Here is a 26801-nt window from a genome sequence, read left to right as displayed (position 1 = left end):
TTTTCTGCTCTGCGCAGATGCGAAATTTACCCGCAGATAAGGGTGTCATTCCACTCATCTTGCCCTAAACAGCTCCTGTATAGAAAATTATCTACGGGAGAGCGCAATGCGCGAGGTCAATCATTTCATTGGCGGTCAGCAGGTGACAGGCACTTCAGGTCGCTTCGGCGACATCTATAACCCAAACACGGGCGAGGTGCAGGCCCGCGTTCAGCTCGCAACGCAAGCAGAAGTCGCCACCGCTGTGGAGAATGCCAAGGCGGCCTTTCCGGCATGGGCCAATACAAATCCACAGCGTCGCGCGCGTATCCTGTTTGAGTTCAAACGCCTGCTTGAAGCGAACATGGATGAGCTGGCAGAGCTGCTCTCTTCTGAGCATGGCAAAGTGGTTGCTGACAGTCGCGGCGATGTGCAGCGCGGCATTGATGTGGTCGAGTTTGCCTGCGGCATCCCACACCTTCAGAAGGGCGAGTATACTGAAGGCGCAGGCCCCGGCATTGATGTTTACTCCATGCGCCAGCCACTGGGCGTGGTTGCGGGCATCACCCCGTTCAACTTCCCTGCGATGATCCCATGCTGGATGTTCGCCGTCGCGATCGCCTGTGGGAATACATTCATCCTGAAACCTTCGGAGAAAGACCCGAGTGTACCGCTGCGCCTGGTCGAGCTTTTCCTTGAAGCGGGCGCGCCCGAAGGTGTGCTCAACATGGTCAATGGCGACAAGACCGCGGTTGATGCGATCCTGACCCATCCGGATATCAAGGCGGTCAGCTTTGTGGGTTCCTCCGACATCGCCCAATATGTCTACTCGACGGGCACAGCGCACGGTAAGCGCATTCAAGCCATGGGCGGGGCGAAGAACCACGGCATCATCATGCCGGACTGTAATATGGAACAAGCCGTCAAAGATATTGTCGGCGCCGCCTATGGCTCAGCTGGAGAGCGCTGCATGGCATTACCCGTCGCTGTGACTGTTGGACAGAAGACAGGCGATGAGTTCGTTGAGCGGATGATGGACGCGGCGCGCGGCCTGAAAGTCGGTATCTCGACCGATGCCGACGCTCATTATGGCCCCGTCGTCTCTGCCGCGCATAAAGCCAAGGTCGAAAGCTATATTCAGATGGGCGTAGATGAAGGCGCTGAACTGAAGCTCGATGGGCGCAATCATACACTGCAAGGTCATGAGAATGGCTATTTCATCGGGCCGAGCCTCTTCGATCATGTGAAGCCACACATGCAGAGCTACCAGGAAGAAATCTTTGGGCCGGTCCTACAAGTTGTGCGGGCTGAAAGCCTTGAAGAGGCAGCCGCCCTGCCCTCCAATCACCAATACGGCAATGGTGTTGCTATCTTTACCTCGAATGGCCGCGCCGCGCGTGAATTCGCAGCGCAGGTGAATGTCGGCATGGTTGGCGTGAATGTGCCAATCCCCGTCCCGGTCAGCTATCACACTTTCGGTGGCTGGAAACGTTCAGCCTTTGGCGACACAAACCAGCACGGCCCAGAGGGCGTTCGTTTCTGGACAAAGATCAAGACCGTGACGCAGCGCTGGCCTGAAGGCGACATTGGCGATCAGGCTTTCATCATCCCGACAATGGGCTAGTCGAACAGTTTCGAGACGCTCTCATTATTGGCAATTCTGCGGATCGCCTCGCCGAGCAGCGGGGCGACCGACAGGATACGCAGCTTCTTGGACTTCCGGTCTTCTTCGGATGGGTTGATCGTGTTGCAGATCACCAACTCATCCATCACTGAATCGTCTACCCGCTTGGTCGCTCTGTTCGAAAGCACGCCATGCGTGATGTAAGCACTGACGGATGAAGCGCCCTTCTCTTTCAGCGCCGCAGCCGCGTTCACCAGTGTGCCACCACTGTCACAGATATCATCGACGAGAATACACTCGCGGCCATCAACGTCCCCGATAATGTTCATGACTTCAGAGACACCGGCTTCCGGACGGCGCTTGTCAACAATCGCCAGGTCAGCGCCAATACGCTTGGCCAGCGACCGCGCGCGAACCACACCGCCAACATCCGGCGAGACGACCATCAAATCCTTGCCCTGATAGCGGCGCATAATGTCATCAACCATGACTGGAGACGCGATCATATTATCGGTTGGAATGTCGAAGAAGCCCTGAATCTGTCCGGCGTGCAGGTCCATGGTCAAAACCCGGTCCGCGCCCGCCGATGAAATCAGATTCGCAACCAGCTTGGCCGAAATGGGCGTACGGCCATCGGTTTTGCGGTCCTGCCGGGCATAACCAAAGTATGGGATCACAGCGGTCACTCGTTCTGAAGACGCCCGCTTGAGGGCATCAATACAGATCAGCAATTCCATCAGATTGTCATTGGCCGGGCGTGACGTGGATTGGATCACAAAGACATCCTCGCCGCGGACATTCTCATTGATCCGCACAAAGATTTCATTGTCGGCAAAATTCTTGATTTCCGCATCCGTCAGAGGACAATCGAGATGATCAGCAATCGCTTCAGCTAAAGGACGATTCGCGTTGCAGGAAATCAGTTTCATAGGATTGCCACCTTTGCCCATATCACCTGACCGCGCTTAAAGACGAAAGGGCGACGAGTCGCAAGACGACAATCGTATGACAGCGAAAATAAACAGCGATTACTCGCGGCCTATTCCAACTTTAGGGCGACACCTTCACGTCTGGGGTCCGCGGCACCTTCGAGGCCATCTGCCGTGACCAGAATAACGTGCAGGCCACTATTCTCGCCTTCCCGCTCTTCAACGATGTAACCCATGTCGCGTAAGGCTTGCGCCGCTTCTGGTCCGCCTTCGCGGTCGATTTCGACACCAACCGATTGCCCACGCGCGATAATATTTGGCAGGTTCACAGCCTCTTGAGGGGTTTTGCCCCAATCCAGAATACCGATGATCGTCTTGGCGGTGTAGGCGATGATGGAATTCCCGCCAGGTGAGCCCGTAACCAGCTTCAACTCGCCATCGGCATCAAAGATAATGGTTGGCGACATAGAACTACGCGGACGTTTGCCCGGCCCTGGGGCATTCGCAACAGGGAGACCGGACTTTGTCGGTTGGCGCGCAAAGTCTGTCAGCTCATTGTTTAACAGGAAGCCTTTGACCATCCGTGACGATCCAAAAGGCGCCTCAACCGTGGCGGTCATGGAGACAGCATTACCTTGGCCATCAATGATCGACAGGTGGGTTGTGCCCGGTACATCCTCGGTTGGATCCTGCCCCCACATACCGACAATCGACCCCCGCCCCAAGGCGACACCAGGATCGCCCGGGCGCGGCGTCGCATCCGGTGCAAACCGCTCTGTTGCCCGTGCATCCAGGTAGACAGGATCAATCAGATCGCGCGCGGGTACGGAAACCTGATCAGCATCGGCCACATAATGGTCCCGGTCCGCATAGGCGAGACGCTGGGCATCAACGAACGCCTTCAAATATGCGTCTTCACTCTCTTCGCCTTCCGGTAACAGGCGGTCATAAAGCCCGGCGATCATGTTCTGGGCAACGCCGCCGGAGCTCGGAGGGGGTGCTGAGCAAATCTGGTAATCACGCCATTCCCCGCAAAGCGGTGGGCGAATCTTGACCTCATAGGCAGCAAAATCCTCAACACTCATTGCCCCCGGTCGTGGCTCTTCGCTGATTGCCGCGACCACAGCTTCCGGAATGGACCCCTGATAAAAAGCGTCCGCTCCTTCAGTCGCAATCAGGCGAAGTGTTTCGGCATAATCAGGATTATCCCGAACTGCGCCAACCGCCAGTGGTTCGCCATCTGGATAGAAATAGGCTGCGCTGACGGGATGGTCATCGAGGCGAATAAACCGCCTCAGGCGTTCACTGGCCAACAAATCGGCAAGCCGCGGGCTCACCTCAAAACCTTCGTCTGCCAGCGTAATGGCATCAGAGAACACATTCGCCCACTCTGCCTTACCATGTGCAGCATGCGCAGCGCCATAAAGCGCCACGACGGACGGGACACCTGTCGATTTCCCGGACTGCCAAGCGTCAATGAAGCCTAAGGGAGCACCATCTTCCATGAACAGATCCGGCGTCGCTGCCATCGGCGCAGTCTCCCGGCCATCATAGACAAAGGTTTCGTCGAGACCGCGATCATAAACAACCATAAAGGCCCCGCCGCCAATGCCGGAGCTTTGCGGCTCAACAAGCCCCAATACGGCATGCACCGCGATTGCGGCATCCACAGCATGGCCACCTTCGCGCAGCACTCTCAGACCCGCCTCGACCGCACGTGGATCAGCTGCGGCAACCATGGCCCCTTTGGACCATTCAGCACGCACTTCCTCTACCGGCTCCGGCGTCGGGGCTTCTGGTGCCACAGGCTCTGGTGTCACGGCTGGCTGACAGGCTGCAAGCATGAGGGCCAGAAGTGGCAAACGAAGGGATGTCAGGGTCATAAGGCTACAGGCTCCAGCTTGGCGAATTCAGTTCACCACCGTAGAGCGTAAGGTGATGTTTTGAAAAGGCCCTGAATATGTCTGCTCCCGGTAAATTGAATCTCCTGACTGATGTTCCCGGCCTAAAGGTCGGAAATGCTCATAATGAGGCAGTTATGACCGGTACAACAGTGATTCTCGCTAATGAGCCTGCTGTTGCCGCCGTTGCGGTTGCTGGAGGTGGCCCCGGGACACGGGAGACCGACCTGCTGGCCGCCGATACGCTGGTCGATCGTGTCGACGCCATCGTCCTCTCAGGGGGCAGCGCCTATGGTCTTGCGGCTGCTGATGCCATCGCCGCGAAACTCGGCGCAGATGGGCGCGGCTTTGGCATGGTCGACCTGCCAGGTGTTCCGAAGACGCCCATTGTGCCTGCAGCCATTCTCTATGACCTCGCCAATGGCGGAAACAAAGCTTGGGGCGAGGAGCCACCGTATAGCGCTCTGGGGCGTACGGCTTTGAGTAACCTTGCGTCTGAATTCTTACTTGGCCGAAGCGGTGCCGGGTTTGGCGCTCGGGCGGGCCAACATCGCGGCGGTCTGGGGTCTGCTTCAATCCTGACCGAGGATGGCATGACGGTTGGCGCGCTCGCTGCCGTAAACTGTTTCGGCTCGGTCTACATGCCGGGGACAGAGGCTTTCTGGAGCTGGCCGTTTGAAATCGACGGCGAATCTGGCGGCGTGCGTCCACCTCAAGACTATCATGCCAATGCAGAGGATTGGGGCGAGGCCAAAATGAACCCGCAGCCGGGTCAGAACACGACGATTGCCTGTATCGCAACGGATGTCAGCCTGACACCGGGACAGGCCAAACGTGTTGCCCAAATGGCTCTGTCAGGCTTTTCCAGAGCGATTCGGCCCGTCTTTGCGCCCTTTGATGGAGATGCTGTCTTCGTTCTGTCGACCGGGAAAACCGCGCTACCTCACCCCGAACCTGTGAGCATAGCAAGGCTGGGAGAGCTTGCCGCAAACACACTGGCACGAGCAATTGCACGCGGAGTGCATGAAGCACGGTAAAAAGGTGAAATCGGCGGTTGCAATACATCAACACGCCTGTATATGTCCGCCTTCGGCCTGCTCTGGTAGCTCAGTTGGATAGAGTACTTGACTACGAATCAAGGGGTCGGGGGTTCGAATCCTCCCCAGAGCGCCATTTCCCATCTATCCGCAAACCATACAAAGCGCTTACGCGCCCAGATTCTTATATTTGCGAACAGCATAAGCTTTCATTGCATGCCAGCCTTGAACGCGAGCCATGTGAGCAAAGCGATAAGGGATGAAAGGCATATTGATGAATTGAGTGAGCAAAAGCCCCTACCGGGGCATTCTCTCCTTATTTTTGATCCGCTGGATCAAAAATTTAGCTTCGCTAACCAGTTTAGAATGGTGCGGCCGAGAAGACTCGCAAGCACTCTATTTGTCAAATAATTACAAGGTATTATGAGATAAGGATTGCTGATTTGTAGCACAAAATGAGCGCAATTTGTAGCACAATTTTCAGGAGCTAATTTCTCCTTTGGGCCACTTTGCGGCTACCAGAGTATCAGGGCTTGAGCCCTTAATGTCGCGCCCAACCTCGCACAACGCAAATGATTATGGACTAGCCGTTGTTTCTCAATGACTTAAATGCCCGAGGTCGGCGCGAGTGACGTGCCACATTCCATATTTTTTATCCAATTATTTCAATTACTTAGATGAATTAAAATCGATTTTGGTCCCCAGTTCGGTCAGATTTTGGTCCACAATTTTGAGGACCGCTAGGATTCGACGCTGGTTAAGCGCGTCGTCGTACTCCCGATTAGCATAGATCGCCCCAACGCGGAATCCTCGAAAAACTAGGTACTATTTGTTTCCCCTCACTATGAGCAAAATATCGCGGCGCCGCTATTTTTTAGGCAGCGTTGCTAAAACGTAGTCAAAAATCATCCGCCAACATAATCGCATTATGTCTACTCCGTAGAGCGGCGGTCCCGCCTTGATCCAAGGACACGCCCGAAACAACGCGCCTCAAAGCCGGAATAATCATGACATCCGTTCCCCAAAAGCCTCCATGACCGTAAACTTGGTAATCTCCAAGTGATCTTGCAAATAATCCCAATCTATAAGGGCTTTCTGTAGGGTGCCCTGGGGCGACCATCATCTCCCGTAGAGTCTCACTTGTTGCGAATACCTGACCGGAGAACAAAGCATCGTAATATCGCGCTACGTCTTCGACGCTGGCAATGATCCCTCCACCGCCAAACGCATCGATGCTGCCATCCACATAATAGGTGTCCATTCCATCGAGATATTGGTGCGCGCGATCTTGGCTGTCGGGGACGACATCCAACTCACCTTCCCAGCGAACACTCTCAAGTCTGAGATCGTTTAGTCGGTTTAACTCCAGCACAGCTTCACCGAGAGGTTTATCGGTTAGCCGTTCGATGGCCTCCCCTAAGAGGATGTATCCAGTATCCGAGTAATGATACGCTGCTCCAGGTTCAGATAGCTTCTCCGTCTCATCTATCAGGACACGAATTTGTTCAGTCCGTGTCCAGCCATGACTTGGATCGGAAAACGCAGCGATTTGGAACGCTTCCGTTCCCGCATGGTCGTTCATTCCTGAAGCATGCATGAGCAGATGACGGATCGTAATCGCTTGCGTGTCATATCCATCCGATTGAAGAAGGACTTTGTGCTCAATCGAAATGAAATCGCCTATAGGGGCGTCGAGATCCAGCCTTCCCTCTTCTGATAGTCTCAAAATCGCAGCCGCGACAAAGGTTTTGGTGATTGAGGCAATCCGGACGGGCGTATCTGTGGTCATTGCCTGGCCGGTCGGATCGGCCACGCCGATCGCTGAAGATATCAACTCTCCATTCTCGATAACAGCGACAGCAAAGCCCGGGACATTTGGCGAGCTTTCCTTAAGCGTTTCGAGTTCAATCTGTAGTTGGCGTTCTGAAACCGCATGCGTTTCTTGATACGTCGTACATGCCGCGACAAAGACACTTAAGATCCACACAATAAGTAGAAGCGTGTTTTTCATTCAACATTCCTCCGTTGGCCCCGACCGTAGCCTTGGTTTGTCAAAGCCCATCCAACAAGGATGAACCAAGCGATCATCCCAAGCCCAAATACCGCGCCTGCAACCTCCCCAAACGGAGGTAAAACGGTAAGAAGCCCCGAGATTCCAACCAATAAGCCAAGCGCTTTGAGCCCCATTGAAAAGCCCTCTGAACGAAGGGCCGCTAATGTGCAGATTAAGACCCAAAGGCCTCCCACTATCTCATTGCCACCGCCTAGACCAAGCTCAACGCGGTGCAACAGTAGCCAATCCTGAGCGGCTTGAGTGGGATCCACCTCGTACAAAGCACCGCTATGCTCAATGGCGACATTTGCGATCATCCCGGCGCCAAGAACCAGAGCGCACCAAATGAGGCCGAGAGCAAATACAACAATTGCGAGCTCAGGCGTTCGTTCAATAAAATGAAGCGTGAGAGCAGATGCGAGTAGCAGCAAGCAAATCGCATTGAGTACATAGATGATGAGGTTCCACAGTATCAAGATCAGTGGCGTTTCGTTAGCAAACTTAATGATTGCGGGAGCATCCAGAGCGTTGGTACCGTAGCCGAACGGCGCGAGGACTGTAAGCAGGATAGCAAACCCAATCAGATAGGTACTCGCACAAACGAAGGCTGCGATTGAGCCGACTGGACGCATACTATGACTTATCTTTGATATGCTCATCTTAGTCCGTGTCCTCAATGCCAAGAAATCTGAAGGTCTGCCCGAGGGAGTTAAAAATGCCGTGCGCCAATATGATCGGTAGTATGTTTTTGCGCCCAAACCAGAGATACATAAGACCAAAGGCGAAGCCGCCAGCTCCTGTGATCAGGGCGCCGTGGATGCCTTGATAGTACGCGTGGCGATATCCAAAGAATGCAGATGAGAGCAATAAAGCAATGATATCCGACGACCATCGACCTCCAAGAAACTCACTGGCTTTGCTGATCATAAATGCTCGAAACAGGAGCTCTTCAAAAAACGATCCATGCGTCCAAACCAACACCATGATTATGATGTAAGCGTTGAGGTTACCTTCAATGTGATCGAAACGAGACCCGTAAGTCAGGTCTTCAAAATATCGGTCGGCGAACAATGCCATAAGCTGTGTACAAAGAATGAAGACTGCGATGGATAGAATGGTCAGTCCGATTGTCTTCAACCAGCTGGGCGGATAGCGGAACCCGATCGCAGACCAGCTTGATCCACGACGCTTCAGTAAGATCGTAGCAAGTATCATCGCGGTTAGCGTCGATGCAGGACCAGCGTAGAGTTGGGTCACAGGCAGAAGACTCTGTTTGACGATGATCATGACACCCACAACGGCAATCAAATCGCGTAGCGCTGACCATTCGAAGCGATATGTGCCTATCGTTTTCTCTAAGGACATTAGATACCACCCTTCGCGATAGTGGCGGTGTGAGCTGGCTGTTCGGTCTCCTGCAAGACATTTGCTTCCGTGCCGGCGATAATAGCATCTGCGAAGCTATGGTTCCGGTCACGATGGCCAGCTTCATCTTCGCGCACGGCGAGAACGACATCTCGTAGGCGGGCATCGCTGGCGAGGGACCAATATTCAATGGCTATTTTTGGAGCGGGCACATTCTCAAGCCGTCCGGCGTCGAGCTCCTCCAAATAGTGCGTGTAGCTTGCGACGGCTTCTTCTTCGAAATAGCCGACAACTCGGTGAGCCGTGATTGGTGAAATCAGATACAGGATGAAGTATACTACAAAGAAAATCGCCTGAACGATCATGATTAAGAGCCGCTCGAAGAGCGTTGGCTCGGCAATTTTTACAAACGTCATAAGGTGCATGCGTTCATTCTCTGCTTCGTCGAGTAGCTCTTTGATCCAGCCCTGGTCATCCCGAATGCGCCGGAGTGCTTTGAGATGCTGAAGCATGCCGCCAACCATGCCTGGCACGGCGGCGACCGTCTCTAAAACCACGGCGCGATGACCGTAGCGTTTTTGGAAAAAGCGATCCGCGAAGAATCTAAGGAACTTTACGAAACCGAAAGCGAGGCGATCTCTAATACCCGCCGCTGCTCGGTGAGGTGTTTCATAAGTCATACTGGGGTCTCCTTTTGAGATGATCCGAAGACCGATCATGCGGAGTCTTTGGATGAAGTTTTTCAGATCATGTTCTTGAGCGATGCGGGGGCGCCGTTTTATCGATGGCGAAGCCTGCGAGAATAAAGCTCGATTGATACGATGCTTGGGTGAAGCCGGAGACTGAGCATTAGGATGTCAATCTCCGGCAGACACAGCGCGTTAACCGACGACTGGGTGACCACGGCCTTTCATGCAGTCGATAACAACTTGCCGGCGTTGCTCTCGTGTCTCGAGCATTCCGGCACTGCCGCCAGCGATCGCGCCGACAACAGCTCCAGCGATCGCGCCTTCAGTGTCGCTGACATCGTCGTCTGCAATGCCCGCGAGCGCACCAAGCCCGGCTCCAATCGCAGCATTGGTTTTGGTGTCATCATTGATGTAGCCACGCTCAGTAGCGAGTTGCTGGCAACTCTCCAAATCTGCAGCGTAAGTTACACTGACTGGGCCATCTGCGATGGGCTCATACTTGGCCCCGGTATTGGCGCACCCTGCGAGGGCGATGCCACAGATTGCAGCTGTCATAAGAATGAGGTTTTTCATGGGTTTTTCCTTTTGGTTGTGAATTGAGGTTGAGGATTAGAAAGATGTTTGCAGCGTGATGGCCGCTTCATCTGATTGGCTAAGATCGCCTGACCATTGGCGTGCATAGCGAGCCGACAAGCTCCATCGCTCGCCCATCAAGAGCTGCGCCCCAAAACCGAGATCAAACCGGTCTTCTATGGGGGCATTACTTCTTATGGTGACGGCTTGAGCGGTGTTATCGATCAGCTGAGATGTCAGCCCATAATCGTCATCGCCGAACTGATGTGTGTAAGCTGCGTCAAGCGTTGGACGGAGCTCAAAAATATTCGAAACGCTCCAACTCGGACCACGCACAAGCGCATCAATGGTTGCCAGACGATAGTTGAACGATTGATCTTCGAACGCGAGTGCAAGCCCTGTCGCACCCGTCTCAGCGTAGCCATCAACTTCGATGCGCCCTGCGCTCAGAGCGATACCATGATCGATTTCAAAAACGCCAATCTCATCAATAGAGCGAGCAGCAAGTTCGACATCCCAATATGAACTGTCAGTCGCCCCGCCCGCATGTAAGAGATCGACGCCAGTGATGCGGTTAATCTCGTCAATCTCATGGCCGCCCTTGGTCACAGTCAAGCTCACCCGACCGAGATCGTCGAAGTCGATTCCACCATAGAGTGAGAGTGCGCCGCCTTGGAGTTTATAGCGACCGCCGTCTTCGAACTTGGTTGTCGTATCGCCAAGAGAGAGCGCGCCACCCAGTATGAAGCTCTCGGAGATACGTCCCTCCAGACCGAGGACCGCACCATCGCTTGAAACATCAGCCTCAAGATCTGACCCAATCGCTTTGAGGTCAAAAGAGCCACCAAGCGGTGTGAGCCAAGCACTGAAGCGGTCACTCTTGTCGGTATGAGCACCAGGCCGAACGAAACCGCGATGGCGGGCTTGCTGTTCATAGACAATGCGCGGCATCCGAGCAGTCTGACGCGCCGCTTGGCCATTTGCGCCCTCAAGCGTTGCCATCCACCATTGGGCTTCAATTCTATGTGCTGCTTCGGTGAAGTGTAGGTCGTCGAAAAACAAAAAAGTGTTCTGAACATCGGGGTCTGCAGAACAGAGCTCACCGGTTTCAGTGAAACACGACTCTGTTGTATTAGAAAAACCCAGCGCCTCGCTATTTGCCGTGATGTAATCAACCATCGCGACATATTTCATGGTCACGATATTCACATCGCTCGGAAGCCCTTCGGCTTCGACCGCGGCAAGTATCGCGGCATTGGTGTCGGCAACGAGATCGCTCAGCACAGCTTGAACCTCGGGTTCATCCGCAAACTGTGGCGCATACTGAATAGGTTGGATCTCTGACAGGATGATGGTCTTCACCCCCGCGTCAGCGAGCGCACGGGCATTGGAGGCCGCTGCATTTACGACATCCAACATGATTTCATCAGCTGGGTCATCTTCACCAAGTCGGTCGAGGAAGTCATTCGCGCCTGCGAGCATGAATGCGACATCATCTGAGGCAACGGAGATAGCCCCATTATCGACCAGCGCTCCAAACAGTTCTGTTTGAGTTTGGACGCCTGTTTCGATCCCAAACTCTGTCAGATCTCCGCCGCGCGTCATATGCGCACCGGAAATCGCGAAATTCAGATTCGAAGAGTCAGCATCTGGATCGAGGATAATATCGACATCACGTCCGAGCATTTCAGCCCAGATCAAGCCATTGGATTCGCGCTGAAAGCCATTGTTTGATGAATAGGGTGAGTGATCTTCTCCCTGTTCTCCAACAATCGCTGACCAATTACCTTGGCCGGTGGCGCTATCGCCGAAGAAAAAGTAATTTCCTTGCCCGGCATTTGGATTTGCTTGCGCTTGCGCAGGCAGCGGGAGGAAAGCGAGAACAGCCGCTCCTGTCATCAGGGTAGAGGCTAGGGATAACGCGTACGAGCCCGCACGCGCTTTGATAGATTTTGGCATAAAGGTCTCCTATTCGGCCGTGACAGGCCGTTGCCAAAGAGTTGAATTTTAGATGTTTTTAGAGCGAGGCGCCGTGCGCTTAGCCGCTACAGGTCATAACTCATTTCGTCATTCGTCCCCCTCCGGAATTTGAAACATGGATGATGCGACCGGCTGAAACCGGTCGCGGTAATCTGAAGCCGACACGCCAACATGGCGTTGGAAGGCGCGGCGCATACGCTCGGCGTTTTGGAAGCCCGTCTTAATAGCAATTTGTTCAATGCCCGTGTCGGACTGTTCAAGCTCGACGCGCGCCTTTTGAATGCGCGCGGCTTCGACATAGTGGGCCGGGGTTACGCCGGTTTCGTCTTTGAATTTGCGCGCAAAGGTTCGTTCTGACATAGCGGCCCGCGCGGCCAAAGCCGTCACGGTTAGCGGCTCCGTTAAATGCCCAAGCACATATTCGAGGGTTTCATTGATGACCGGATCTTCCGCCTTCTGGGCCACCAGGTGGGCACTAAACTGCGACTGACCTCCCGGGCGCATCATGTACATCACATTGAGCCGCGCCACGTTCAGGGCCATTTCATGGCCGAAATCCATTTCGACGAGGGCCAGGGCGAGATCCATGCCGGTTGTGACTCCAGCTGAGGTCCATATATTTCCATCTCGAACGAAGATGGCGTCGGCGTCCACTTGAATATTTGGGTATTTCTGTTTGAGAATTGGGCACCACCACCAATGCGTGGTCGCGCGCCTATTCTCCAAGAGGCCGGCAGCAGCCAAAATCAGTGCTCCAGTGCATATAGAGACCACACGCCGGGCCTTCGGAGCAGCTGCTTTCACAAACGCAATCAGGTCTTTGTCGTCGGCGGCGTCCACTGCGTGGGGACCGCCGGCGATAATTAAAGTATCAATTGGGTTTGTCTCAACGGTCGCTTCTGCAAATGATTTATCAGCCTGCAACACAATTCCGCTGGCAGTCCGCACAGCACCACTCGCATGAGCCACGACGTCAACATCGTATGACATCGCATCATTTTCCAGGAATAAGCGCGTGCACATCAGCACCTCTAATGGGCCGACCACGTCGAGGGTATATGCGTCTTCGTGCACGACCATAACAACGCGGCGCGGCGCTTCAGGATTTGTCTGTATCTTCGTAGTCTTAGCCATTTTCAGACTTTACCCGGTTTCAAACGTAACGGTTAGGACAATAGCCCCACCATTTCTGCCAATTTGGCTCTTTGCCCGGTTCAATCAGCGGATCTAATAAAATCTGTGCTCAAGCGCCTCATTGTGCAAATAGAGATACTGCCAGTGTCAGAAATTGAATATGACCGCAGGTTTCAGTAAATAGACATTTGGGATCAATGTCGGACGCTTCGACTTTTATGAGGAATACTGAATGTCGGGGGCATTTCGGTCAGTTTCGATTAGTGTTTTTAATCGGTATCTCGATTTTGTCGTCGGCGCTGGGCTTGATGCGTCACGTCTTTTGACCATCGCAGGAACGACGAAACCAAACTCGGTTGACCCGGATGAACGTATCGATTTTGAGATCTATCAGCGTTTGGTCCAAGCAAGTGTTCAGATCTCTGAAGATCCATCATTACCGCTTCGTTACCCCATTGAGACCAAGCTGGATACGGCTACGATTGTCGGATTAATTGCTGAGACGTCTAGCTCGCTGGCGCAATCGCTTCGAGAGGTGAACCGTTACGCAAAGCTGATGATGGAAATCGATATTATGTCGGGTATCGAACGACATCCAATCGAGATTGATGGCAGCAAGGCGTATTTTCTGGATATGCGGCCAAATCCCAATTCGTTTCCGGAACTCACGGAGATTGCGCTTGGGCGCCTTATATTTGAGGTAGACGCGATTTTTCCAGGTGAGCCATTTGCCAATACTGTAACGGTAACCCATTCGAAGCCTGGTCATGGCGACCTTTACGAGCATTATTGGAAATGCCCGGTCGAGTTTGAAGCGGAACGAAATGCGGTAGAATTCGATGCTGCTTGGCTAAGCCGTGAGTATGAACAGGCTAATCCTTACGCATTGGCTTTGTTCTCCGAGAAGGCGACGGAACTCAAGTCAGAGTTGGAAGGGCGGATCGATCTGCGTGGAAAGATTGAAGCTGAGCTTCTTCCCATTCTCCATTTGGGAACCACCGACATTGACGCAGTTGCATCAAAACTGGGCATGAGTCGGTCAACACTTTATCGCCACTTGAAAGATGAGGGGTTTACCTTTGCAGAAATCCATGACGACCTTCGGCGACGGGTCGCAATGGACCATTTATCGGCCCGGAAAGTCTCAATCAAAGAGACTGCCTATTTGGTCGGATTTTCCGAAGCATCTTCTTTTAATCGTGCGTTCAAACGTTGGACGGGTGCATCTCCTAAAGCGTATTTGGCCGCTCGATAATGATGCCGCGTTCAGAGTGTATGAAAAATTTGCCGCGCTTGCGATAATTGGTCAGATCTACTTAGCTTTAGACTTCTCCAAAGATTAGCAGCGACTCCATTGTTCGACAGGATCGCTATTGCTGCAGACTTTTCGGGGCAAATATAGAGCGCGCAGGTCGAGCCCGCCGTCCCGCCACTCGCATGCAATATCCTTAAGTCGCTCTTACTTTGCGTGTACGACAACCAACCGGCGCACTGTGCCACGGGTTCCAACGCCCCCCGTTTGCCCAAACCCAAAATGGGCTCGGTTGATTTGCAGATCGCACGATCGAGCAGAGATATCGGATTCCGCAGGGCCTTAAGAACGCAATCTGAAAACCGTGCAAGATCGCTCGCTGACGATTTCAAGCACCCTGCTCCAGCCAAGGCCTGAAACGTCCAGGGAGACACGGCCTGACCATCTGGCAGTTTGGGCGAAGCGAAACGCCCACTCTTGGTCTCATCAAGGCCTGGGGTTGTATCGGCTAGACCGAGAGGTCTGGTAACCTTCATTGCAAGCAATTCAGAAAATGGCGTCTGCTCATGCATTGCGAGCGCTTCTCCGAGCAGTCCCACGCCCAGGTTCGAATAGGCATGATGAAACTTCGGCTCACGGAACTTGCTATTGCGCTGACGAAACCAGTCTATCAAATCGCTTCGACTAAAATCTGCATAAGGCCCTTCGAGGTGCGGAGACAGGAGCGCTTTCCACAGGGGTATATAAAGGTTTGGCAGGCCACTTGTATGGGAGATCAGACGTTCTGGAGTAATCCAGCGTGGAACATCCGCCAAAGCATCTGATAGCTCGTTCAGCGGTCTACACGGATCAACGCGGCCATCTTCTGCAAGTTGATAAAGCAGAATCGCGGTGAAAACTTTTGTGATCGAGCCAATCTCGAAAATGCGTTCTCCCGCAGGAATAGCGGCATCTGTTGTGCCTTCAGCGATTGTTGAAGTCTCACCGCGTTCTAAATGAACACCGACAACTGAATGATCAGCCCCTCGATAAGGCTTCATCATCACTCGAAGGCGTTCCATTTTGGGCTCTAAAGTCATAGCGCGCAGAGTGGTTTGTACTCGCCAAGCAATGATTGCTTATAACTTCTGAAAAGCGATTCACAACAGAAGTAGACTCTTCGAAAAAAGGTGCTGCAATTCATTTGCTAAGCTCGCAACCGTTGCGCTTTAGTATCTCCAGTTTCCAGGTGGCGATCCGTGCTTGCCCGCACTCTCGAACTTCGCTTCCTCTGCACGGTGTTGGATCTGGAGGTTGAACAGTACGCCCTTGAACATTGGCAGTAACGTTAGGCAGAACCCCGCCATGGCGCTCAACAGCAAAACCCATAGACCAACTTTCAACGCGATCCCAACATCCACGATCGGTAGTATGAAAAAGAATGGCGCGAACACGATCATCATCAGAGATCCAACGAAGAATGCTGGGCCGTCAGCTGTGTCCGCGATCGAAAAGTCCTGACCACAATGATCACACTGGTCGTGGAATTTGAGGTACTTGCGGAAGAGTTTGCCTTTTCCGCAGCGACCACACTTTTGGTGAAGTCCAGACATGATTGGCGTTTCAAACATCAAACTACCTCCTCTGGCGCTAATGGTCAGGTGGCCGACAATCCGAGCTGTCGAACTGTCTTCGTCCATTTCTCTACGCGTTCTTGTGTCGGATGACTGGCATTCACAAAGTGCGTGAGCTTTGCTGGTTTGAATCCGATGAAGCCAAGGATCTGGTGCTTCAACTGAACCCAAAGCGCGCCGCGATAGATCCATTTGAAGAACCAATCGAGAGTATCTGATGTTAGAATGACGCGCGCGGTACGACCTTCAAGCATCGGCGCCGGAAATGCGCCTTTCTTGTTTCGCGTGTCAAAAGTTCGACCGGGCAATAGAGCTCTATCGAACAGGCCCTTTAACTTGGCGGGGACACCTCCCCACCACATTGGGCTTAACAGCACCAAGTGCTCGCTCCACTCAAAGTCCGACAGAAGCGTTTCTAGGTCAGCTTCCAGGGGTTTGGTTTCTCTGTAACCGCCAAATCCAAAATCGCTATCAAAGTCCATATCTCGGATATTGACGATTTTGACTTGGTGTCCCGCCTTTTTTGCCGCGGCAGCATATTCAGACGCAAAGGTTTTCGACAATGAGGTTTCGGCCGGATGACCGTTCAGAATGAGGATTCGTTTTGTCATGAGATGTATCCATAAAGTGAGTTGGGTTTTGACAATGCGGAGGCCCGAAAGGCTTGACGAGCCGAACTGAAGAGCAGCCAGACCATCAGCACAGCCTCCCCCATGGCGAATGGGATCAACCAGTCCAAGCCCGCTTCGGGCGCAACAAAGCTCGCCGCATTGATGATGACGTAGGAGAGACCCGCGAGGACAACGACAATGCCCAGCCAGATCGGCGCGTGCCGAGAGTGCCAAATCGCGATCCCGAGAACGATCAAATGGACGCCGAAGAACAGGAAGGCCATTGTGCTGATCGTTTCTGCTCTCGTGAGGTTGAGCAGAATTTGAGTTTCAAGCGCTTCTATGCCGAGGTGTTCAATAAGCTCTGGATTGTGCGCAAGCCCATACATCTCAGCTGATGACATCAAACCTATGACGGCAAAAAATACATACGATAGACGGAGCCAGGCAGCGAGTTGGGACAAAGCGAGATTTCCCGCACGCAAAAACCAGTGCAGCGCCCAAGCCACGACAATATCCAGAACATAGACAATCATTAAGAACGCGCCGCCCAAAATGAACGCATCGCCATTCTGCTTAAGTGCGAGCAGAGTTGCTGCTCCGTCACCTGCAACCGTACCCATGGGGAGAAGGTAAAAGAGCGCGATTGTTCCGAAGATAGTCATGGCCATAAGCCCAAGACCTGCGATCCATGCCGATGCTTCTAAAGACAATACAGCGGCGTCGGTGACGAGGCGTTGCCGTTTCATGAAACGCTCCCGATAGAATGCTGCGCACCATCGTCTGGATTACTTAGAGCTTCGGCTTCCTTCCCGGCGAGTATGGCGTTTGCGAAGCTATGGTTGCGGTCTCTGTGGCCAGCTTCGTCTTCGCGCACAGCGAGAACGACATCGCGCAAGCGCGCGGCGCTCGAAAGAGACCAGTAGTCTATCGCAATCTTAGGTGCTGGGACGTTTTCCAACCGGCCAGAATCAAGCTCCTCCAAATAGTGGGTGTAGCTGGTGACCGCTTCTTCTTCGAAATATCCGACCACGCGGTGAGCCGTAATCGGTGAGATGAGATAGAGCAGGAAATAGACGACGAAGAAGACCGCTTGGACGATCATGATCAAAAGGCGCTCGAACAGAGTGGGCTGAGCAATTTGAACGAACGTCATCAGGTGCATACGTTCATTTTCAGCTTCATCCAGCAATTCTTTGATCCAGCCTTGATCATCGCGAATGCGTCGAAGGGCTTTCAGATGCTGCAGCATCCCGCCGACCATTCCGGGCACGGCGGCCACGGTTTCAAGAACGACAGCGCGATGGCCATATCGCTTTTGAAAGAATAAATCGGCGAAGAAGCGCAGAACCTTTACGAACCCGAAGGCAACGCGCTCTCGCGGGCCTCGAGCTTTGTGGTGTAGCGTATAGTCAGTCATCGGATTGCTCCTTCTTGAGCAGGAATTTCTGAAGTTTGAGTCGCTGACGCTCGATCGATGCGAGGTGATTGGAAGGCACGCTCTGCATAGTCTTGCGCAAGCGTGATTTCGCCATGCGGCGGCGCCGTCATATCGAGCGATGAGGTCGCGAGGAAAAAGTCGAGGGCGCCGACGCTGGCCCCGAACCCAATGGTCTTAGCGCCGCCGACAAGGAAGCGAGCAAGCCAAAGAGGAACATGGGAGATACGTGGACGCATACCCAAAGTTTCAAAGGCGAGGGTCGCGATCTCATTTTGGCTAAGGCTTTGAGGCCCTCCAGCTTTCACCCAACTCTCTGCATTTTGGACAGATGCTACGCAAACTTTTGCAAGGTCAGCACCATCTATCGGACTGATGCGCGCCTCTCCGTTTCCAAACAAATAAACTTTGCCCTTTTGCGCCATCTTCAGGATCTCGGCGAGATCTGAATAGAACCCGCTCGGGCAAATGATTGTCGAATTGATAGGGGCGGCATCAAGCTCGCGCGCGAATTTGGATTTTGCCGCAGCCATTGCAATGTGAGGCATTTGCTCCGCGTTGAGCACATGCACGTATGCAAAGCGCTCAACACCAGCTCGTATCGCTTCATCCAGAATGTTGCGGTTGGCTTGGTAATCGACGTCCATGTAGCTCAGACCATCGCGTTGACGCGTGATACCGAGCGCAGAGATGACGATATCTACCTCTGAGCAGATCCCATCGAGCGATTCTGGTTTGGTCGCTTCAACTTGATGCACCCGATCAATATAGGGCACCAATTGAGAGAGCTTTTCTGGCGAACGCGCGAGCGCGTGCACTGTATATCCAGCAGCGTGGAAGGCTTTTACAAGATGTCCACCAAGATAGCCCGTCGCACCAACAACCAGAACGGTTTGCTGTTTCGAACTCATCATTCTTTCCTTTCCATGTTGGCGTCGTTCTTTGGGCAAGCCGCTATTGTTCGCTCAAACGCATGCGTTAAGAGCGGCGTCGCCTGAGAAATCTCACGCCGAGGTCTTCACAAAACGATCCGGACCGTCTATTTATTTATGACCGGACGGTCGGTCATATATAAATCTTTATCCTGACCGTCAAGTCATAATAAACTTTTTTCGCGTAAGGATACTGAATGCCCAAAATTGTCGACAAAGAAGAAGTCCGCGGCCGCATTCTCGATGCGACGATGCAAGTCTATTCCGACGTGGGATTTCATGCCGCCACGATCAGTGGAATTGCCAAAGCTTCGGGAATGGGAAAAGGCACGCTTTATCTCTATTTCGATAGCAAGGAAGCACTGACCGTAGCGTTAGCAGACCGCATATTTGGCGGGATGGGCGGCGCATTTATGGGCAAATCAAGCTTTGACACCGTCGACGCTTTCAAAGCCCACCTGAAGGTGACCATGACGACGACTGAAGAACGAGCGAAGTTTGTGCGCGTCTTTTTCGAAGTGTTCGGGCCCAGCTTCGCTTCAGCCGATTTTGTAAAAAGCGTGGCGTCTTTCTTCGACGAATTGGGCGACTATTACGCAGCTGAACTCGAACGCCTGAAGTCTATTGGCGAGGTTAGAGCGGATCTTGATTGTTCGATCGCAGGCCGATCGCTCGCTGCCATGGTCGACGGTGTAATTCTTCATCGCGGCCTGTTTGCGATATCAAAGAGCCGACATGGGAAAATGATCAATGCGGCTCTAGATCTTTTGATCGACGGGATGAGACCACACTAGTTTGTTGTTTTGCCATCGTCGGCGACGAGACCTGCCTCTTTGTCCCAGTAAGGACTTCCCTGCCCGACATGGGATGCAAAGAAATCGACGAATGCTCGCACTTTCGCCGGAATATGACGCCGCTCAGGAAAGACCGCGAAGAGTGCTTGCTCAGGCATTGGATAGTCGGGCAATATCCGCTGCAGTCGTCCCTCTGCCAAATGTGCACCAGCAATGAAAGTGGGCAGGCGCCCGATACCCACCCCATCTATAATTGTTGTGCAAAGGGCTTCACTATTATTGACCTGAAATCTGCCTTTGGTGCGCACTGTGACCGCGCCGTCTTCCCCTAAGAATTTCCATTCCAAAGGATCGCGCGAGTAAGAGTAATGGAGGCAATCATGCTCAAGCAAATCCTGTGGGGTTTGGGGTGCATCAAACCGTTTTAGATAGTCGGGCGAAGCAACGATGACGCTATGGATGGGCGCTAGCTTTTTTGCGATCAGTGCTGAGTCTGGCAACGTTCCGGCACGTAGTGCGAGGTCCAGCCCGGACTCGACCAGATCGATAAATCGATCGTCCATGACGAGTTCCACGCTCAGCGAGGGATATGTCTTCAGAAATTCGCCTACAGCCGGTGCGACATGCAATTGCCCAAAAGACATGGGAACGCTGAGTTTCAAGTGTCCGACTGGCTCGCCTTGCAGCGCCGCCACTGCATTTTCTGCTTCTTGAGCGTAGCCCAATGCGTGAACAGCGTGCTCGAGATACGTTTCGCCCGCTTCTGTCAATGAGATGCTGCGCGTCGAGCGGTGAAACAGTTGCACACCTAAGTGAGCTTCGAGCGCGCTTATGCGCTTGCTGACGGCAGACTTTGTGATGCCCAGTTTCCGGGCTGCGGCCGCAAAGCCTTGGTTTTCGGCAACGGCGACAAATACTGGAATGGCCCCGATCTCAGTCATGAATCCCTATTGTCAACTCTTGCTCACCTGTGAGGTTCTGGAATAGGCGATTATCACATTTATGGAAACTCCCTAGATCGAATTCAACTTGAATGAAGTTGGAGACGACAATGCCGAAGATGCTCATCAATGGGATCCTTCGTGACAAACCCAAAGATCCGAATGGTGCCTTCGCGCGCCTGCCAAGTCAGTTTCGCGGATGGATTGAGCCTGATGCGGCAGCGGCGTTTCCCGCTGAGCAAGATCGCTATCACCTCTATTTGTCCAAGGCCTGTCCATGGTGTCACGGAGTAGAGCTGGTTTTGTCGCTGAAGGGACTGCGTGAGGTTGTTGGGATCACCTGGATGGATCCTATCATGTCCGAAAACGGCTGGGTCATCGACCAGGCACAGTTCGTTCCAACAGATGGCGTACCGCGTGATAGATATCTGTTCGAGGTCTATCAGCGCGCAGCACCTGACTACACCGGCGCGATTTCAGCGCCTGTGCTCTTGGACCGGAAAAGCGGAAAGATCGTGAGCACGGACTCCGCCGACATTATGAGGATGTTGGGCTCAGCATTTGCGCCCGAGGCTGGGCCCGAACTGTACCCAGCGCATCTGCGCTCCGAAATCGACCGGATTGCAGATTTTGTACAAGAGCCGGTTCGCAATGGCGTCTATCGCGCGGGCTTTGCCACGACGCAGGCAGCATATTGTGAAGCGGTCTTGGGACTCTTTGAGGCTCTAGAGTCCCTCGAGACCCTTCTGACCGAACGTCAGTTTCTCGCCGGTGAACAATTAACGGAAGTCGACCTAAAACTGTTTCCAACCCTGCTGCGGTTTGATCCGGTTTATTTCACGCATTTCAAAACTGACCGCGCGCGGATTGCGGATTATCCGGCACTGTCGAGATACCTATCTCAAATCATAGAGATACCGGAGGTCGCCGCCACGATCGACATGCCTCATATCCGCGAGCACTACTTCCGCAGCCATCGTCACATAAACCCAGCAGGTATCATTTCGATCGGCCCAAAACCGATTTCGGGCCTGCAGACCATTATGACGGAGCACGCGTAATGCCCAGCATGATCCAGCGCGCGTCCCCGACAATGCTGATCATTCTGATCGGGCTACTCGTCGGCGTAAGCGTAACCTTATCGAAATTGGTCGCCATATCAGGTGTTCCGCCGCTTCTTGCATTGTTTTGGCAAGTCGCTGTGGCAAGCACGAGCCTTCTCCTTGTTTTGCTTGCCGGTAGAACGCGTCCCCGCATCGGAAAGACTTACATCGTCTATTATCTGGGGGCGGGCCTCCTTGGCGTGAGCGTGCCCGGTGTCATCGGATACGTGGTTTTAGAACATATCAGCATCGGGTTTTACTCGGCGCTCATGACCTTGGCGCCGATGTTCACCTTCATGGTCGCAGCTTTCATCGAAAAACGAATGCTCCCACTTAATCGCTTGATTGGCATTTCGATTGGATTTGTGGGCATTAGCCTTGCGACGGCTCAAGGTCTGAACGGCAACCTCGACGCTTCATTCTGGATACTATTGGCGCTCGCGGGGCCTGCTGTACTCGCATTGGGCAACGTGTTTCGAAGCCGCGCTTATCCCTCGGGCGCAAACCCGACCGCTCTTGCCGCCGGAACACTCTTTTTTCAGGTTGTACTGATTGCTCCAGCTTTGCTCCTAACCGGGCAATTCAGAATAGACCCTGCAATCAATCCAACCGCTTTGTTCGCCGTCCTCGGCATCGGACTGATCAGTGCGCTTAGCTACGCTCTAACCTTCGAAGTTCAACGGCGAACCGATGGCGTAGGCTTCTCTCAAGTTGGTTACTTCGCGACCCTCTTCGGCATCACCTTCGGCGGGATCGCCTATGGTGAAGAAATTTCGCCCATCTTCGCTGTGTCTCTAGTTTTCTTATTTGTGGGGCTAGCAGTCACCAACGGGCATCTAAAGCTGCCAGGTAAGGCTCTCTCATCGATAGCGTCGTCGACAGCAGATCACCCGTAAACGAACCACCACTCACTCTGCGATGAAAGGAAAGTCCCATGCAGATTCTAACTCAACAAAAAACCGAACATACGCCGCTGATTACAGCTCTTTACAATGCTGTGGACAGCTTGGACGCCGAAGGCGTTGTCGACCAAGTCACAGATGATGTGCGCTTTCAACTTGGCAATCACGAAGCCCTAAACGGACGCGAGCAGGTCAAGGCAGCGAATGAGGCGTTCTTCTCAACGATCAAAGCGATGCGGCACACGATCACGGGTATTTGGTCAAACGGTGACACAGCGCTGTGCGACGGCAATGTGCACTACACCCGCAATGACCTTACCGAAATCGAAGTCCCATTTGCTGCGCATCTCGACCTATACGATGGCAAAATTGCAGACTACAGAGTTTTCGTCGATATATCACAGCTTTGAGTTTACCGTCGACTAATGAAGCCATCGTCCGAACAGCCGCTTTAATACCGGCATTATCGCGTAATTCATCAAAATGACGATAACTCCTACCGCGATGATAGTGACGACGAGAAGCTGATCCGGGAATAAGCTCGAAAGCAATTGCGGAACAATGTAAACAGGCGGCAACAGACCGATAAAAGTGAGTACTGCTATCTTATGTCTTGGCAACGGCCTGCACGGTTCGATCGGATCGTCCGGTGTAGAAGGCATTTCTGGTATCCTGGTTTTTCGTTGATATGGAACTGTGAGGGGACTGGATTGCCCCTGCCCCCTCCACGCACCTCGAAAGGCTAGCTTGAAGCTGCCTGCTCAATGGCACTGGTTCGGACCTGGCCAACCAAGATCGACCAATCCATGGCGAGTGCTGAGTAGACTTCCATGGCTTTTGGTGAAGCATTATCAGCAAGAATTTCGATCATGAGGCTAGCCCCGTCTGCGATCACAACGCCGCTCTGAACGAGGCGCGCCATCCCGGTTTCCCGTTTGGTGGAATTGAAATTGCCACTCGCATCCACCGCCACGTAGGCCTCGAAGCCTTCTCTCACGGCCCGCATCGCCGGGAAAGCGGCGCAGACTTCAAGGGAGATTCCTGCGAAGATCAGTTTCTTGCGTCCTGTCGCACGTATCGCTGCCTCGACGCGAGGATCGTCCCAGGCGTTGACGGTGGTGCGATCGATGAATGTTTGATCAGGAAGAGCCGCTTGCAGCTCTGGGAAGGCAGGCCCCCAAAGCGTCTCTGCCGATGTGGTGGTGGTTACAATTGGGATTTCGAGGGCACTCGCAGCCTTAGCGAGGCCAACCACATTATGCTTTAGCTCGGCAATCGAGAAATCCCGAATGCCCGTCATGAGCCCCACTTGATGATCTATCAGTACAAGGGCTGCGTTATCCGCTGTCAAAGGTTCGGGGTTGTAATGCGTCGTGGTCATGGTTCACTCCTTTTGATTGGTTGAGAGGCTGGAATTCGAATTAAAGGTCGTCGAGTGAGCCAAGCTCGCCTGCGGCGTGCGCAGCAAACATGGCATCAACTTCCTTTTCGGTGGTCATCGCGAAGGGGCCGCGCTGCACAAATGGTTCACGCAACGGTTCAGCTTGAAGAATGACGAAATGCGCTTTTGTGTTTCCGGAGATGATAAGATCCTGGGCTTGGTCCTGAGCACGGATCGATACCGACGCTCCGGATTTGAGAGATGCTGTCGCATCGCCGTTCCGGATACCGATGGCACCATCGATGCCCAACAGCCACGAAGATTGTCCGGATGGAACTTGATGTGCGAACGAAGCGCCCTCTTCCAGATTTACATCCAAGATGGTCATCGGGAGTGCGGGTGAGCTAGCGCCTTTTATCTCATGGCTTTCACCAAGTACCAGGCGAGCGCGATACCCTTCGCCGACACTCACCGGCATGTCGGTTGATTTGACATGAAGAGAGTCTGGCGCGTCATACTTCATGCGCGTTGGCAAATTTACGAAGACCTGCAGCGCGTGAGTGCGTGCGCCCGTTCGTGGCTTTTCATCGTGGACAGCGCCGCGTCCTGCCTTCAGCCAGTACAGGTCCCCCGGCAACAAATCGATGTCGTTACCGAGGCTGTCTTTGTTGTTGAAGATGCCTTCGCTATCCTCGAACAGGATTGATACAGCCGACAGGCCCGCGTGGGCATGAGGCCCAAATGTGGGCGCTGTCATAGTGAAATGGTCCACCATGATCAGGGGATCCATTGCTCCCGCATACATGGCGTGTGTGAAACTCAACGCGTCAAACCCTGCGCCGATCGAAAATGGCTTCCCTTGAACTTTTGTCAATTCAACAGGGACCGATTGTTCGTGTGCATTGTATGAGTCATAGGGCATTTGGCTTCCCTCTCTTTCGTTTGGTTAAGTCAGTTGATTGCAGTAATGAGGAGCGTTCTGTTGTTCGGAAACGCCAGAGTATGGACCGATCGAGTCAGGTCCTGATTGCCGAACCGAGCTCGTTTCCAGTCTGTATGAACGAGGGGTTTGCCCTGCCCAGCGCTTGAATGCGCGGGTGAAACCGCTCTGCTCAGAGAACCCCGTCAAAAATGCGATTTCGGCCAGGCAAAGTTCTGTTTCCTGTAATAGCCGCTGCGCAAGGTCCTTACGGGCCATATCAACAATGCCCTGGAACGAATGTCCGTTGGCGGACAAATGCCGCTGCAAGGTCCGGGGGCCGATCCCCATTTCCGAAGCGATAGCGGAAAGTGTGGGCACGCCTTCGCTGAGCGTGTCGGTGACCGCACGGCGGACTCTACCTGCCAAATCGATGCGCGAGCGTGAACCAATGGATCGTCCTGTTTCTGCCCGGGACCGACTTGCAGGGGTTTGCCCGAATGGTTCTGAAAACATTGAGTGGTCAAACGGGAATGCGTCAGGTCGCGCCCAAATGACATTCAGTTCTCCGAGGAACAGTGCCTGTTCAGCGGTGTGATGATCCTGATCTATTGCCAATGAACTGTACGACATGCGTCCTCTCCTCTTCTCGAGTTAAGGACATACTATCGGAACGACCTGCGCGAAATTCCTGTACATAGGACTTATCGTTCTATAAATGGCACCATGCTACAGGATCCGACATTCGATTTGAACGACTATGCCTACTTCTTCCATGTGGTGGAGCAGCGGGGATTTGCGCCCGCGGGACGCACGCTTGGCATCCCGAAGTCCCGGATCAGTCGTCACATTCAGCAACTGGAAGCGCGACTAGGCGCTCGGCTTATCCAGCGAACCTCGCGCCAGTTTGCGATCACTGATGCGGGTATTGAATTTTTCCGTCACGCCAAGGCCGTGATGGAGGAAGTGCATGCGGCGGAAGTTGCGATCAAGCAGCGAAGCGAAGTGTTGACTGGGAAAGTGCGTATATCCTGTTCACCGGGCGTCGCGCAGTTTGCCCTGGAAGCACTTGTTTCAGACTTCCTCCGCCAACACCCGAAGGTCGAAATCGGACAATTCGTTACAAATGAGCTTGTCAATCTCATCGACGCAGGCCTGGACCTCGCGATCAGAGGGCACGTCGAGAACCTGCCAGATTCTAGCCTCATCCAGAAGCGAGTCGCAAAAGTCGATTGGCGATTGTTCGCCTCGCCTCGCTACACCGAAGAATTCGGCGAACCAGCTGCCCCCGACGACTTGAAAGTTCATAGCGGGCTTTGTCTCGGATGGCGCAACGATGTCGGGCAATGGAAACTGCATAACAACCACGGAGATTCAAAACTTATTCAATTCATTCCCAGACTGAGCAGTGACGATATGGTCACGCTCAAGGAAGCCTGCGCAGCAGGTTTAGGCGTGGTGTCGCTTCCAGCCTATGTGTGTGAGAACGACGTCAAAATCGGTCGCCTTGTAAGCATTCTCCCGGAATGGAGATCCGGCGAAGCAACGCTCAGCCTCTTGCAGCCATCTCGCCGCGGGACACCACCTGCTGTGACCGCCTTTGCAGAGCACATCACCCGGAAATTGCCTGAGTTGATTTCTTCGAAATAAC

General features: G+C 53.4%; 27 protein-coding genes and 1 tRNA gene. 9 read left to right on the top strand and 19 right to left on the bottom strand.

Annotation, left to right across the window (positions count from 1 at the left end; all coding sequences use genetic code 11):
• The first annotated feature begins 106 nt into the window (after positions 1-106).
• Entirely contained in the window at positions 107-1603 is a 1497-nt protein-coding gene (locus RYZ27_RS05310) for a CoA-acylating methylmalonate-semialdehyde dehydrogenase (RefSeq protein WP_406681328.1), read from the top strand.
• Here the strand turns inward: RYZ27_RS05310 and RYZ27_RS05305 are convergent.
• Both RYZ27_RS05305 and ggt read right to left on the bottom strand, forming a co-directional pair.
• Positions 1600-2532, bottom strand: a complete 933-nt coding sequence (locus RYZ27_RS05305) for a ribose-phosphate pyrophosphokinase (RefSeq protein ID WP_406681327.1) — start codon at positions 2530-2532, stop codon at positions 1600-1602. The two genes, RYZ27_RS05310 and RYZ27_RS05305, sit on opposite strands and share 4 nt — an antisense overlap.
• 110 nt (positions 2533-2642) lie before the next feature.
• The gene (ggt, locus tag RYZ27_RS05300; protein ID WP_406681326.1) at positions 2643-4415 is read right to left on the bottom strand and encodes a gamma-glutamyltransferase; all 1773 of its coding nucleotides are present in this window, start codon (positions 4413-4415) and stop codon (positions 2643-2645) included.
• 155 nt (positions 4416-4570) lie between these two features.
• Here ggt and RYZ27_RS05295 point away from each other — a divergent pair, with 155 nt between their 5' ends.
• The gene (locus tag RYZ27_RS05295) at positions 4571-5470 is read left to right on the top strand and encodes a P1 family peptidase (RefSeq protein ID WP_406681325.1); all 900 of its coding nucleotides are present in this window, start codon (positions 4571-4573) and stop codon (positions 5468-5470) included.
• Positions 5471-5529: 59 nt separating this feature from the next.
• Positions 5530-5606 (top strand) — tRNA-Arg (locus RYZ27_RS05290).
• 762 nt (positions 5607-6368) lie between these two features.
• On the opposite strand, the gene RYZ27_RS05285 is transcribed toward RYZ27_RS05290, so the two are convergent.
• The 7 genes from RYZ27_RS05285 to RYZ27_RS05255 form a co-directional block, all read right to left on the bottom strand.
• On the bottom strand, positions 6369-7481 hold the full coding sequence (locus RYZ27_RS05285; RefSeq protein ID WP_406681324.1) for a serine hydrolase domain-containing protein: 1113 nt from the start codon (positions 7479-7481) through the stop codon (positions 6369-6371).
• Positions 7478-8182: a hypothetical protein gene (locus RYZ27_RS05280; protein WP_406681323.1), complete on the bottom strand. Its 705-nt coding sequence runs from the start codon at positions 8180-8182 to the stop codon at positions 7478-7480. The genes RYZ27_RS05285 and RYZ27_RS05280 overlap by 4 nt, the downstream gene beginning before the upstream one ends.
• A gap of 1 nt (position 8183) precedes the next feature.
• Positions 8184-8888, bottom strand: coding sequence for a CPBP family intramembrane glutamic endopeptidase (locus tag RYZ27_RS05275; protein ID WP_406681322.1), 705 nt, complete (start codon positions 8886-8888; stop codon positions 8184-8186).
• Positions 8888-9568 (bottom strand): alternative oxidase, encoded by a 681-nt coding sequence (locus RYZ27_RS05270; RefSeq protein ID WP_406681321.1) that lies wholly within the window; start codon positions 9566-9568, stop codon positions 8888-8890. Before RYZ27_RS05270 ends, RYZ27_RS05275 begins: the two co-directional genes overlap by 1 nt.
• Before the next feature lie 201 nt (positions 9569-9769).
• Positions 9770-10150 (bottom strand): glycine zipper family protein, encoded by a 381-nt coding sequence (locus tag RYZ27_RS05265; protein ID WP_406681320.1) that lies wholly within the window; start codon positions 10148-10150, stop codon positions 9770-9772.
• Positions 10151-10186: 36 nt separating this feature from the next.
• Positions 10187-12109 carry an autotransporter domain-containing protein gene (locus RYZ27_RS05260; RefSeq protein ID WP_406681319.1) on the bottom strand — a complete coding sequence of 641 codons (1923 nt, stop codon included), beginning with the start codon at positions 12107-12109 and terminating at the stop codon, positions 10187-10189.
• A gap of 108 nt (positions 12110-12217) precedes the next feature.
• A complete protein-coding gene (locus RYZ27_RS05255; protein WP_406681318.1) occupies positions 12218-13264 on the bottom strand; it encodes a GlxA family transcriptional regulator in 1047 nt (348 codons plus the stop codon).
• Positions 13265-13496: 232 nt separating this feature from the next.
• Between RYZ27_RS05255 and RYZ27_RS05250 the strand changes: the two genes are divergently transcribed.
• Entirely contained in the window at positions 13497-14519 is a 1023-nt protein-coding gene (locus tag RYZ27_RS05250) for an AraC family transcriptional regulator ligand-binding domain-containing protein (protein WP_406681317.1), read from the top strand.
• An 11-nt stretch (positions 14520-14530) separates the two neighbouring features.
• Here RYZ27_RS05250 and RYZ27_RS05245 read toward each other — a convergent pair whose 3' ends face one another.
• The 6 genes from RYZ27_RS05245 to RYZ27_RS05220 all read right to left on the bottom strand — a co-directional run bounded on the left by RYZ27_RS05245 (position 14531) and on the right by RYZ27_RS05220 (position 19092).
• Entirely contained in the window at positions 14531-15577 is a 1047-nt protein-coding gene (locus tag RYZ27_RS05245) for a serine hydrolase domain-containing protein (protein ID WP_406681316.1), read from the bottom strand.
• Positions 15578-15724: 147 nt separating this feature from the next.
• Positions 15725-16126: a DUF983 domain-containing protein gene (locus RYZ27_RS05240; RefSeq protein WP_406681315.1), complete on the bottom strand. Its 402-nt coding sequence runs from the start codon at positions 16124-16126 to the stop codon at positions 15725-15727.
• Positions 16127-16152: 26 nt separating this feature from the next.
• Complete coding sequence (locus RYZ27_RS05235) at positions 16153-16740, bottom strand: NAD(P)H-dependent oxidoreductase (RefSeq protein ID WP_406681314.1); 588 nt, start codon at positions 16738-16740, stop codon at positions 16153-16155.
• Complete coding sequence (locus RYZ27_RS05230) at positions 16737-17489, bottom strand: DUF4386 domain-containing protein (protein WP_406681313.1); 753 nt, start codon at positions 17487-17489, stop codon at positions 16737-16739. The genes RYZ27_RS05235 and RYZ27_RS05230 overlap by 4 nt, the downstream gene beginning before the upstream one ends.
• Positions 17486-18160, bottom strand: coding sequence for an alternative oxidase (locus tag RYZ27_RS05225; RefSeq protein WP_406681312.1), 675 nt, complete (start codon positions 18158-18160; stop codon positions 17486-17488). The genes RYZ27_RS05230 and RYZ27_RS05225 overlap by 4 nt, the downstream gene beginning before the upstream one ends.
• The gene (locus RYZ27_RS05220) at positions 18157-19092 is read right to left on the bottom strand and encodes an SDR family oxidoreductase (RefSeq protein ID WP_406681311.1); all 936 of its coding nucleotides are present in this window, start codon (positions 19090-19092) and stop codon (positions 18157-18159) included. Before RYZ27_RS05220 ends, RYZ27_RS05225 begins: the two co-directional genes overlap by 4 nt.
• A 215-nt stretch (positions 19093-19307) precedes the next feature.
• On the opposite strand from RYZ27_RS05220, the gene RYZ27_RS05215 reads away from it, so the two are divergent.
• Positions 19308-19904, top strand: coding sequence for a TetR/AcrR family transcriptional regulator (locus tag RYZ27_RS05215; protein ID WP_406681310.1), 597 nt, complete (start codon positions 19308-19310; stop codon positions 19902-19904).
• On the opposite strand, the gene RYZ27_RS05210 is transcribed toward RYZ27_RS05215, so the two are convergent.
• Positions 19901-20845, bottom strand: coding sequence for a LysR family transcriptional regulator (locus tag RYZ27_RS05210; RefSeq protein WP_406681309.1), 945 nt, complete (start codon positions 20843-20845; stop codon positions 19901-19903). The genes RYZ27_RS05215 and RYZ27_RS05210 overlap by 4 nt on opposite strands.
• Before the next feature lie 110 nt (positions 20846-20955).
• Here RYZ27_RS05210 and RYZ27_RS05205 point away from each other — a divergent pair, with 110 nt between their 5' ends.
• From RYZ27_RS05205 to RYZ27_RS05195, 3 genes are read left to right on the top strand one after another with little or no spacing between them, the layout of a single operon-like run.
• Complete coding sequence (locus tag RYZ27_RS05205; protein ID WP_406681308.1) at positions 20956-21906, top strand: glutathione S-transferase family protein; 951 nt, start codon at positions 20956-20958, stop codon at positions 21904-21906.
• Entirely contained in the window at positions 21906-22844 is a 939-nt protein-coding gene (locus RYZ27_RS05200; protein WP_406681307.1) for a DMT family transporter, read from the top strand. Before RYZ27_RS05205 ends, RYZ27_RS05200 begins: the two co-directional genes overlap by 1 nt.
• A gap of 38 nt (positions 22845-22882) precedes the next feature.
• The gene (locus RYZ27_RS05195; RefSeq protein WP_406681306.1) at positions 22883-23260 is read left to right on the top strand and encodes a nuclear transport factor 2 family protein; all 378 of its coding nucleotides are present in this window, start codon (positions 22883-22885) and stop codon (positions 23258-23260) included.
• A gap of 332 nt (positions 23261-23592) precedes the next feature.
• On the opposite strand, the gene RYZ27_RS05190 is transcribed toward RYZ27_RS05195, so the two are convergent.
• The 3 genes from RYZ27_RS05190 to RYZ27_RS05180 are packed head-to-tail and all read right to left on the bottom strand — an operon-like array spanning position 23593 to position 25783.
• Positions 23593-24231, bottom strand: a complete 639-nt coding sequence (locus RYZ27_RS05190; RefSeq protein WP_406681305.1) for an isochorismatase family protein — start codon at positions 24229-24231, stop codon at positions 23593-23595.
• A 40-nt stretch (positions 24232-24271) separates the two neighbouring features.
• Positions 24272-25153, bottom strand: a complete 882-nt coding sequence (locus RYZ27_RS05185) for a pirin family protein (RefSeq protein ID WP_406681304.1) — start codon at positions 25151-25153, stop codon at positions 24272-24274.
• 24 nt (positions 25154-25177) lie between these two features.
• A complete protein-coding gene (locus RYZ27_RS05180) occupies positions 25178-25783 on the bottom strand; it encodes a helix-turn-helix transcriptional regulator (RefSeq protein WP_406681303.1) in 606 nt (201 codons plus the stop codon).
• A gap of 93 nt (positions 25784-25876) precedes the next feature.
• Between RYZ27_RS05180 and RYZ27_RS05175 the strand changes: the two genes are divergently transcribed.
• Positions 25877-26800 (top strand): LysR substrate-binding domain-containing protein, encoded by a 924-nt coding sequence (locus tag RYZ27_RS05175; RefSeq protein ID WP_406681302.1) that lies wholly within the window; start codon positions 25877-25879, stop codon positions 26798-26800.
• Position 26801: the final 1 nt, after the last annotated feature.

Origin of the sequence: Hyphomonas sp. FCG-A18, from assembly GCF_045287255.1 — a bacterium.
Lineage (GTDB): Bacteria > Pseudomonadota > Alphaproteobacteria > Caulobacterales > Hyphomonadaceae > Henriciella.
This window is presented reverse-complemented; position numbering and strand designations above follow the sequence as displayed.

Bases quoted from the DNA above. Each gene is read 5' to 3' on its own strand.
- RYZ27_RS05285 (WP_406681324.1), bottom strand. From the start codon at position 7,481: ATGAAAAACACGCTTCTACTTATTGTGTGGATCTTAAGTGTCTTTGTC.
- RYZ27_RS05250 (WP_406681317.1), top strand. From the start codon at position 13,497: ATGTCGGGGGCATTTCGGTCAGTTTCGATTAGTGTTTTTAATCGGTAT.
- RYZ27_RS05215 (WP_406681310.1), top strand. From the start codon at position 19,308: ATGCCCAAAATTGTCGACAAAGAAGAAGTCCGCGGCCGCATTCTCGAT.
- RYZ27_RS05230 (WP_406681313.1), bottom strand. From the start codon at position 17,489: ATGAAACGGCAACGCCTCGTCACCGACGCCGCTGTATTGTCTTTAGAA.
- RYZ27_RS05280 (WP_406681323.1), bottom strand. From the start codon at position 8,182: ATGAGCATATCAAAGATAAGTCATAGTATGCGTCCAGTCGGCTCAATC.
- RYZ27_RS05200 (WP_406681307.1), top strand. From the start codon at position 21,906: ATGCCCAGCATGATCCAGCGCGCGTCCCCGACAATGCTGATCATTCTG.
- RYZ27_RS05185 (WP_406681304.1), bottom strand. From the start codon at position 25,153: ATGCCCTATGACTCATACAATGCACACGAACAATCGGTCCCTGTTGAA.
- RYZ27_RS05175 (WP_406681302.1), top strand. From the start codon at position 25,877: ATGCTACAGGATCCGACATTCGATTTGAACGACTATGCCTACTTCTTC.
- RYZ27_RS05310 (WP_406681328.1), top strand. From the start codon at position 107: ATGCGCGAGGTCAATCATTTCATTGGCGGTCAGCAGGTGACAGGCACT.
- RYZ27_RS05260 (WP_406681319.1), bottom strand. From the start codon at position 12,109: ATGCCAAAATCTATCAAAGCGCGTGCGGGCTCGTACGCGTTATCCCTA.
- RYZ27_RS05205 (WP_406681308.1), top strand. From the start codon at position 20,956: ATGCCGAAGATGCTCATCAATGGGATCCTTCGTGACAAACCCAAAGAT.
- RYZ27_RS05210 (WP_406681309.1), bottom strand. From the start codon at position 20,845: ATGACTGAGATCGGGGCCATTCCAGTATTTGTCGCCGTTGCCGAAAAC.
- RYZ27_RS05295 (WP_406681325.1), top strand. From the start codon at position 4,571: ATGACCGGTACAACAGTGATTCTCGCTAATGAGCCTGCTGTTGCCGCC.
- RYZ27_RS05240 (WP_406681315.1), bottom strand. From the start codon at position 16,126: ATGTTTGAAACGCCAATCATGTCTGGACTTCACCAAAAGTGTGGTCGC.
- RYZ27_RS05275 (WP_406681322.1), bottom strand. From the start codon at position 8,888: ATGTCCTTAGAGAAAACGATAGGCACATATCGCTTCGAATGGTCAGCG.
- RYZ27_RS05220 (WP_406681311.1), bottom strand. From the start codon at position 19,092: ATGATGAGTTCGAAACAGCAAACCGTTCTGGTTGTTGGTGCGACGGGC.
- RYZ27_RS05265 (WP_406681320.1), bottom strand. From the start codon at position 10,150: ATGAAAAACCTCATTCTTATGACAGCTGCAATCTGTGGCATCGCCCTC.
- RYZ27_RS05245 (WP_406681316.1), bottom strand. From the start codon at position 15,577: ATGGAACGCCTTCGAGTGATGATGAAGCCTTATCGAGGGGCTGATCAT.
- RYZ27_RS05235 (WP_406681314.1), bottom strand. From the start codon at position 16,740: ATGACAAAACGAATCCTCATTCTGAACGGTCATCCGGCCGAAACCTCA.
- RYZ27_RS05270 (WP_406681321.1), bottom strand. From the start codon at position 9,568: ATGACTTATGAAACACCTCACCGAGCAGCGGCGGGTATTAGAGATCGC.
- RYZ27_RS05255 (WP_406681318.1), bottom strand. From the start codon at position 13,264: ATGGCTAAGACTACGAAGATACAGACAAATCCTGAAGCGCCGCGCCGC.
- RYZ27_RS05225 (WP_406681312.1), bottom strand. From the start codon at position 18,160: ATGACTGACTATACGCTACACCACAAAGCTCGAGGCCCGCGAGAGCGC.
- RYZ27_RS05305 (WP_406681327.1), bottom strand. From the start codon at position 2,532: ATGAAACTGATTTCCTGCAACGCGAATCGTCCTTTAGCTGAAGCGATT.
- ggt (WP_406681326.1), bottom strand. From the start codon at position 4,415: ATGACCCTGACATCCCTTCGTTTGCCACTTCTGGCCCTCATGCTTGCA.
- RYZ27_RS05180 (WP_406681303.1), bottom strand. From the start codon at position 25,783: ATGTCGTACAGTTCATTGGCAATAGATCAGGATCATCACACCGCTGAA.
- RYZ27_RS05195 (WP_406681306.1), top strand. From the start codon at position 22,883: ATGCAGATTCTAACTCAACAAAAAACCGAACATACGCCGCTGATTACA.
- RYZ27_RS05190 (WP_406681305.1), bottom strand. From the start codon at position 24,231: ATGACCACGACGCATTACAACCCCGAACCTTTGACAGCGGATAACGCA.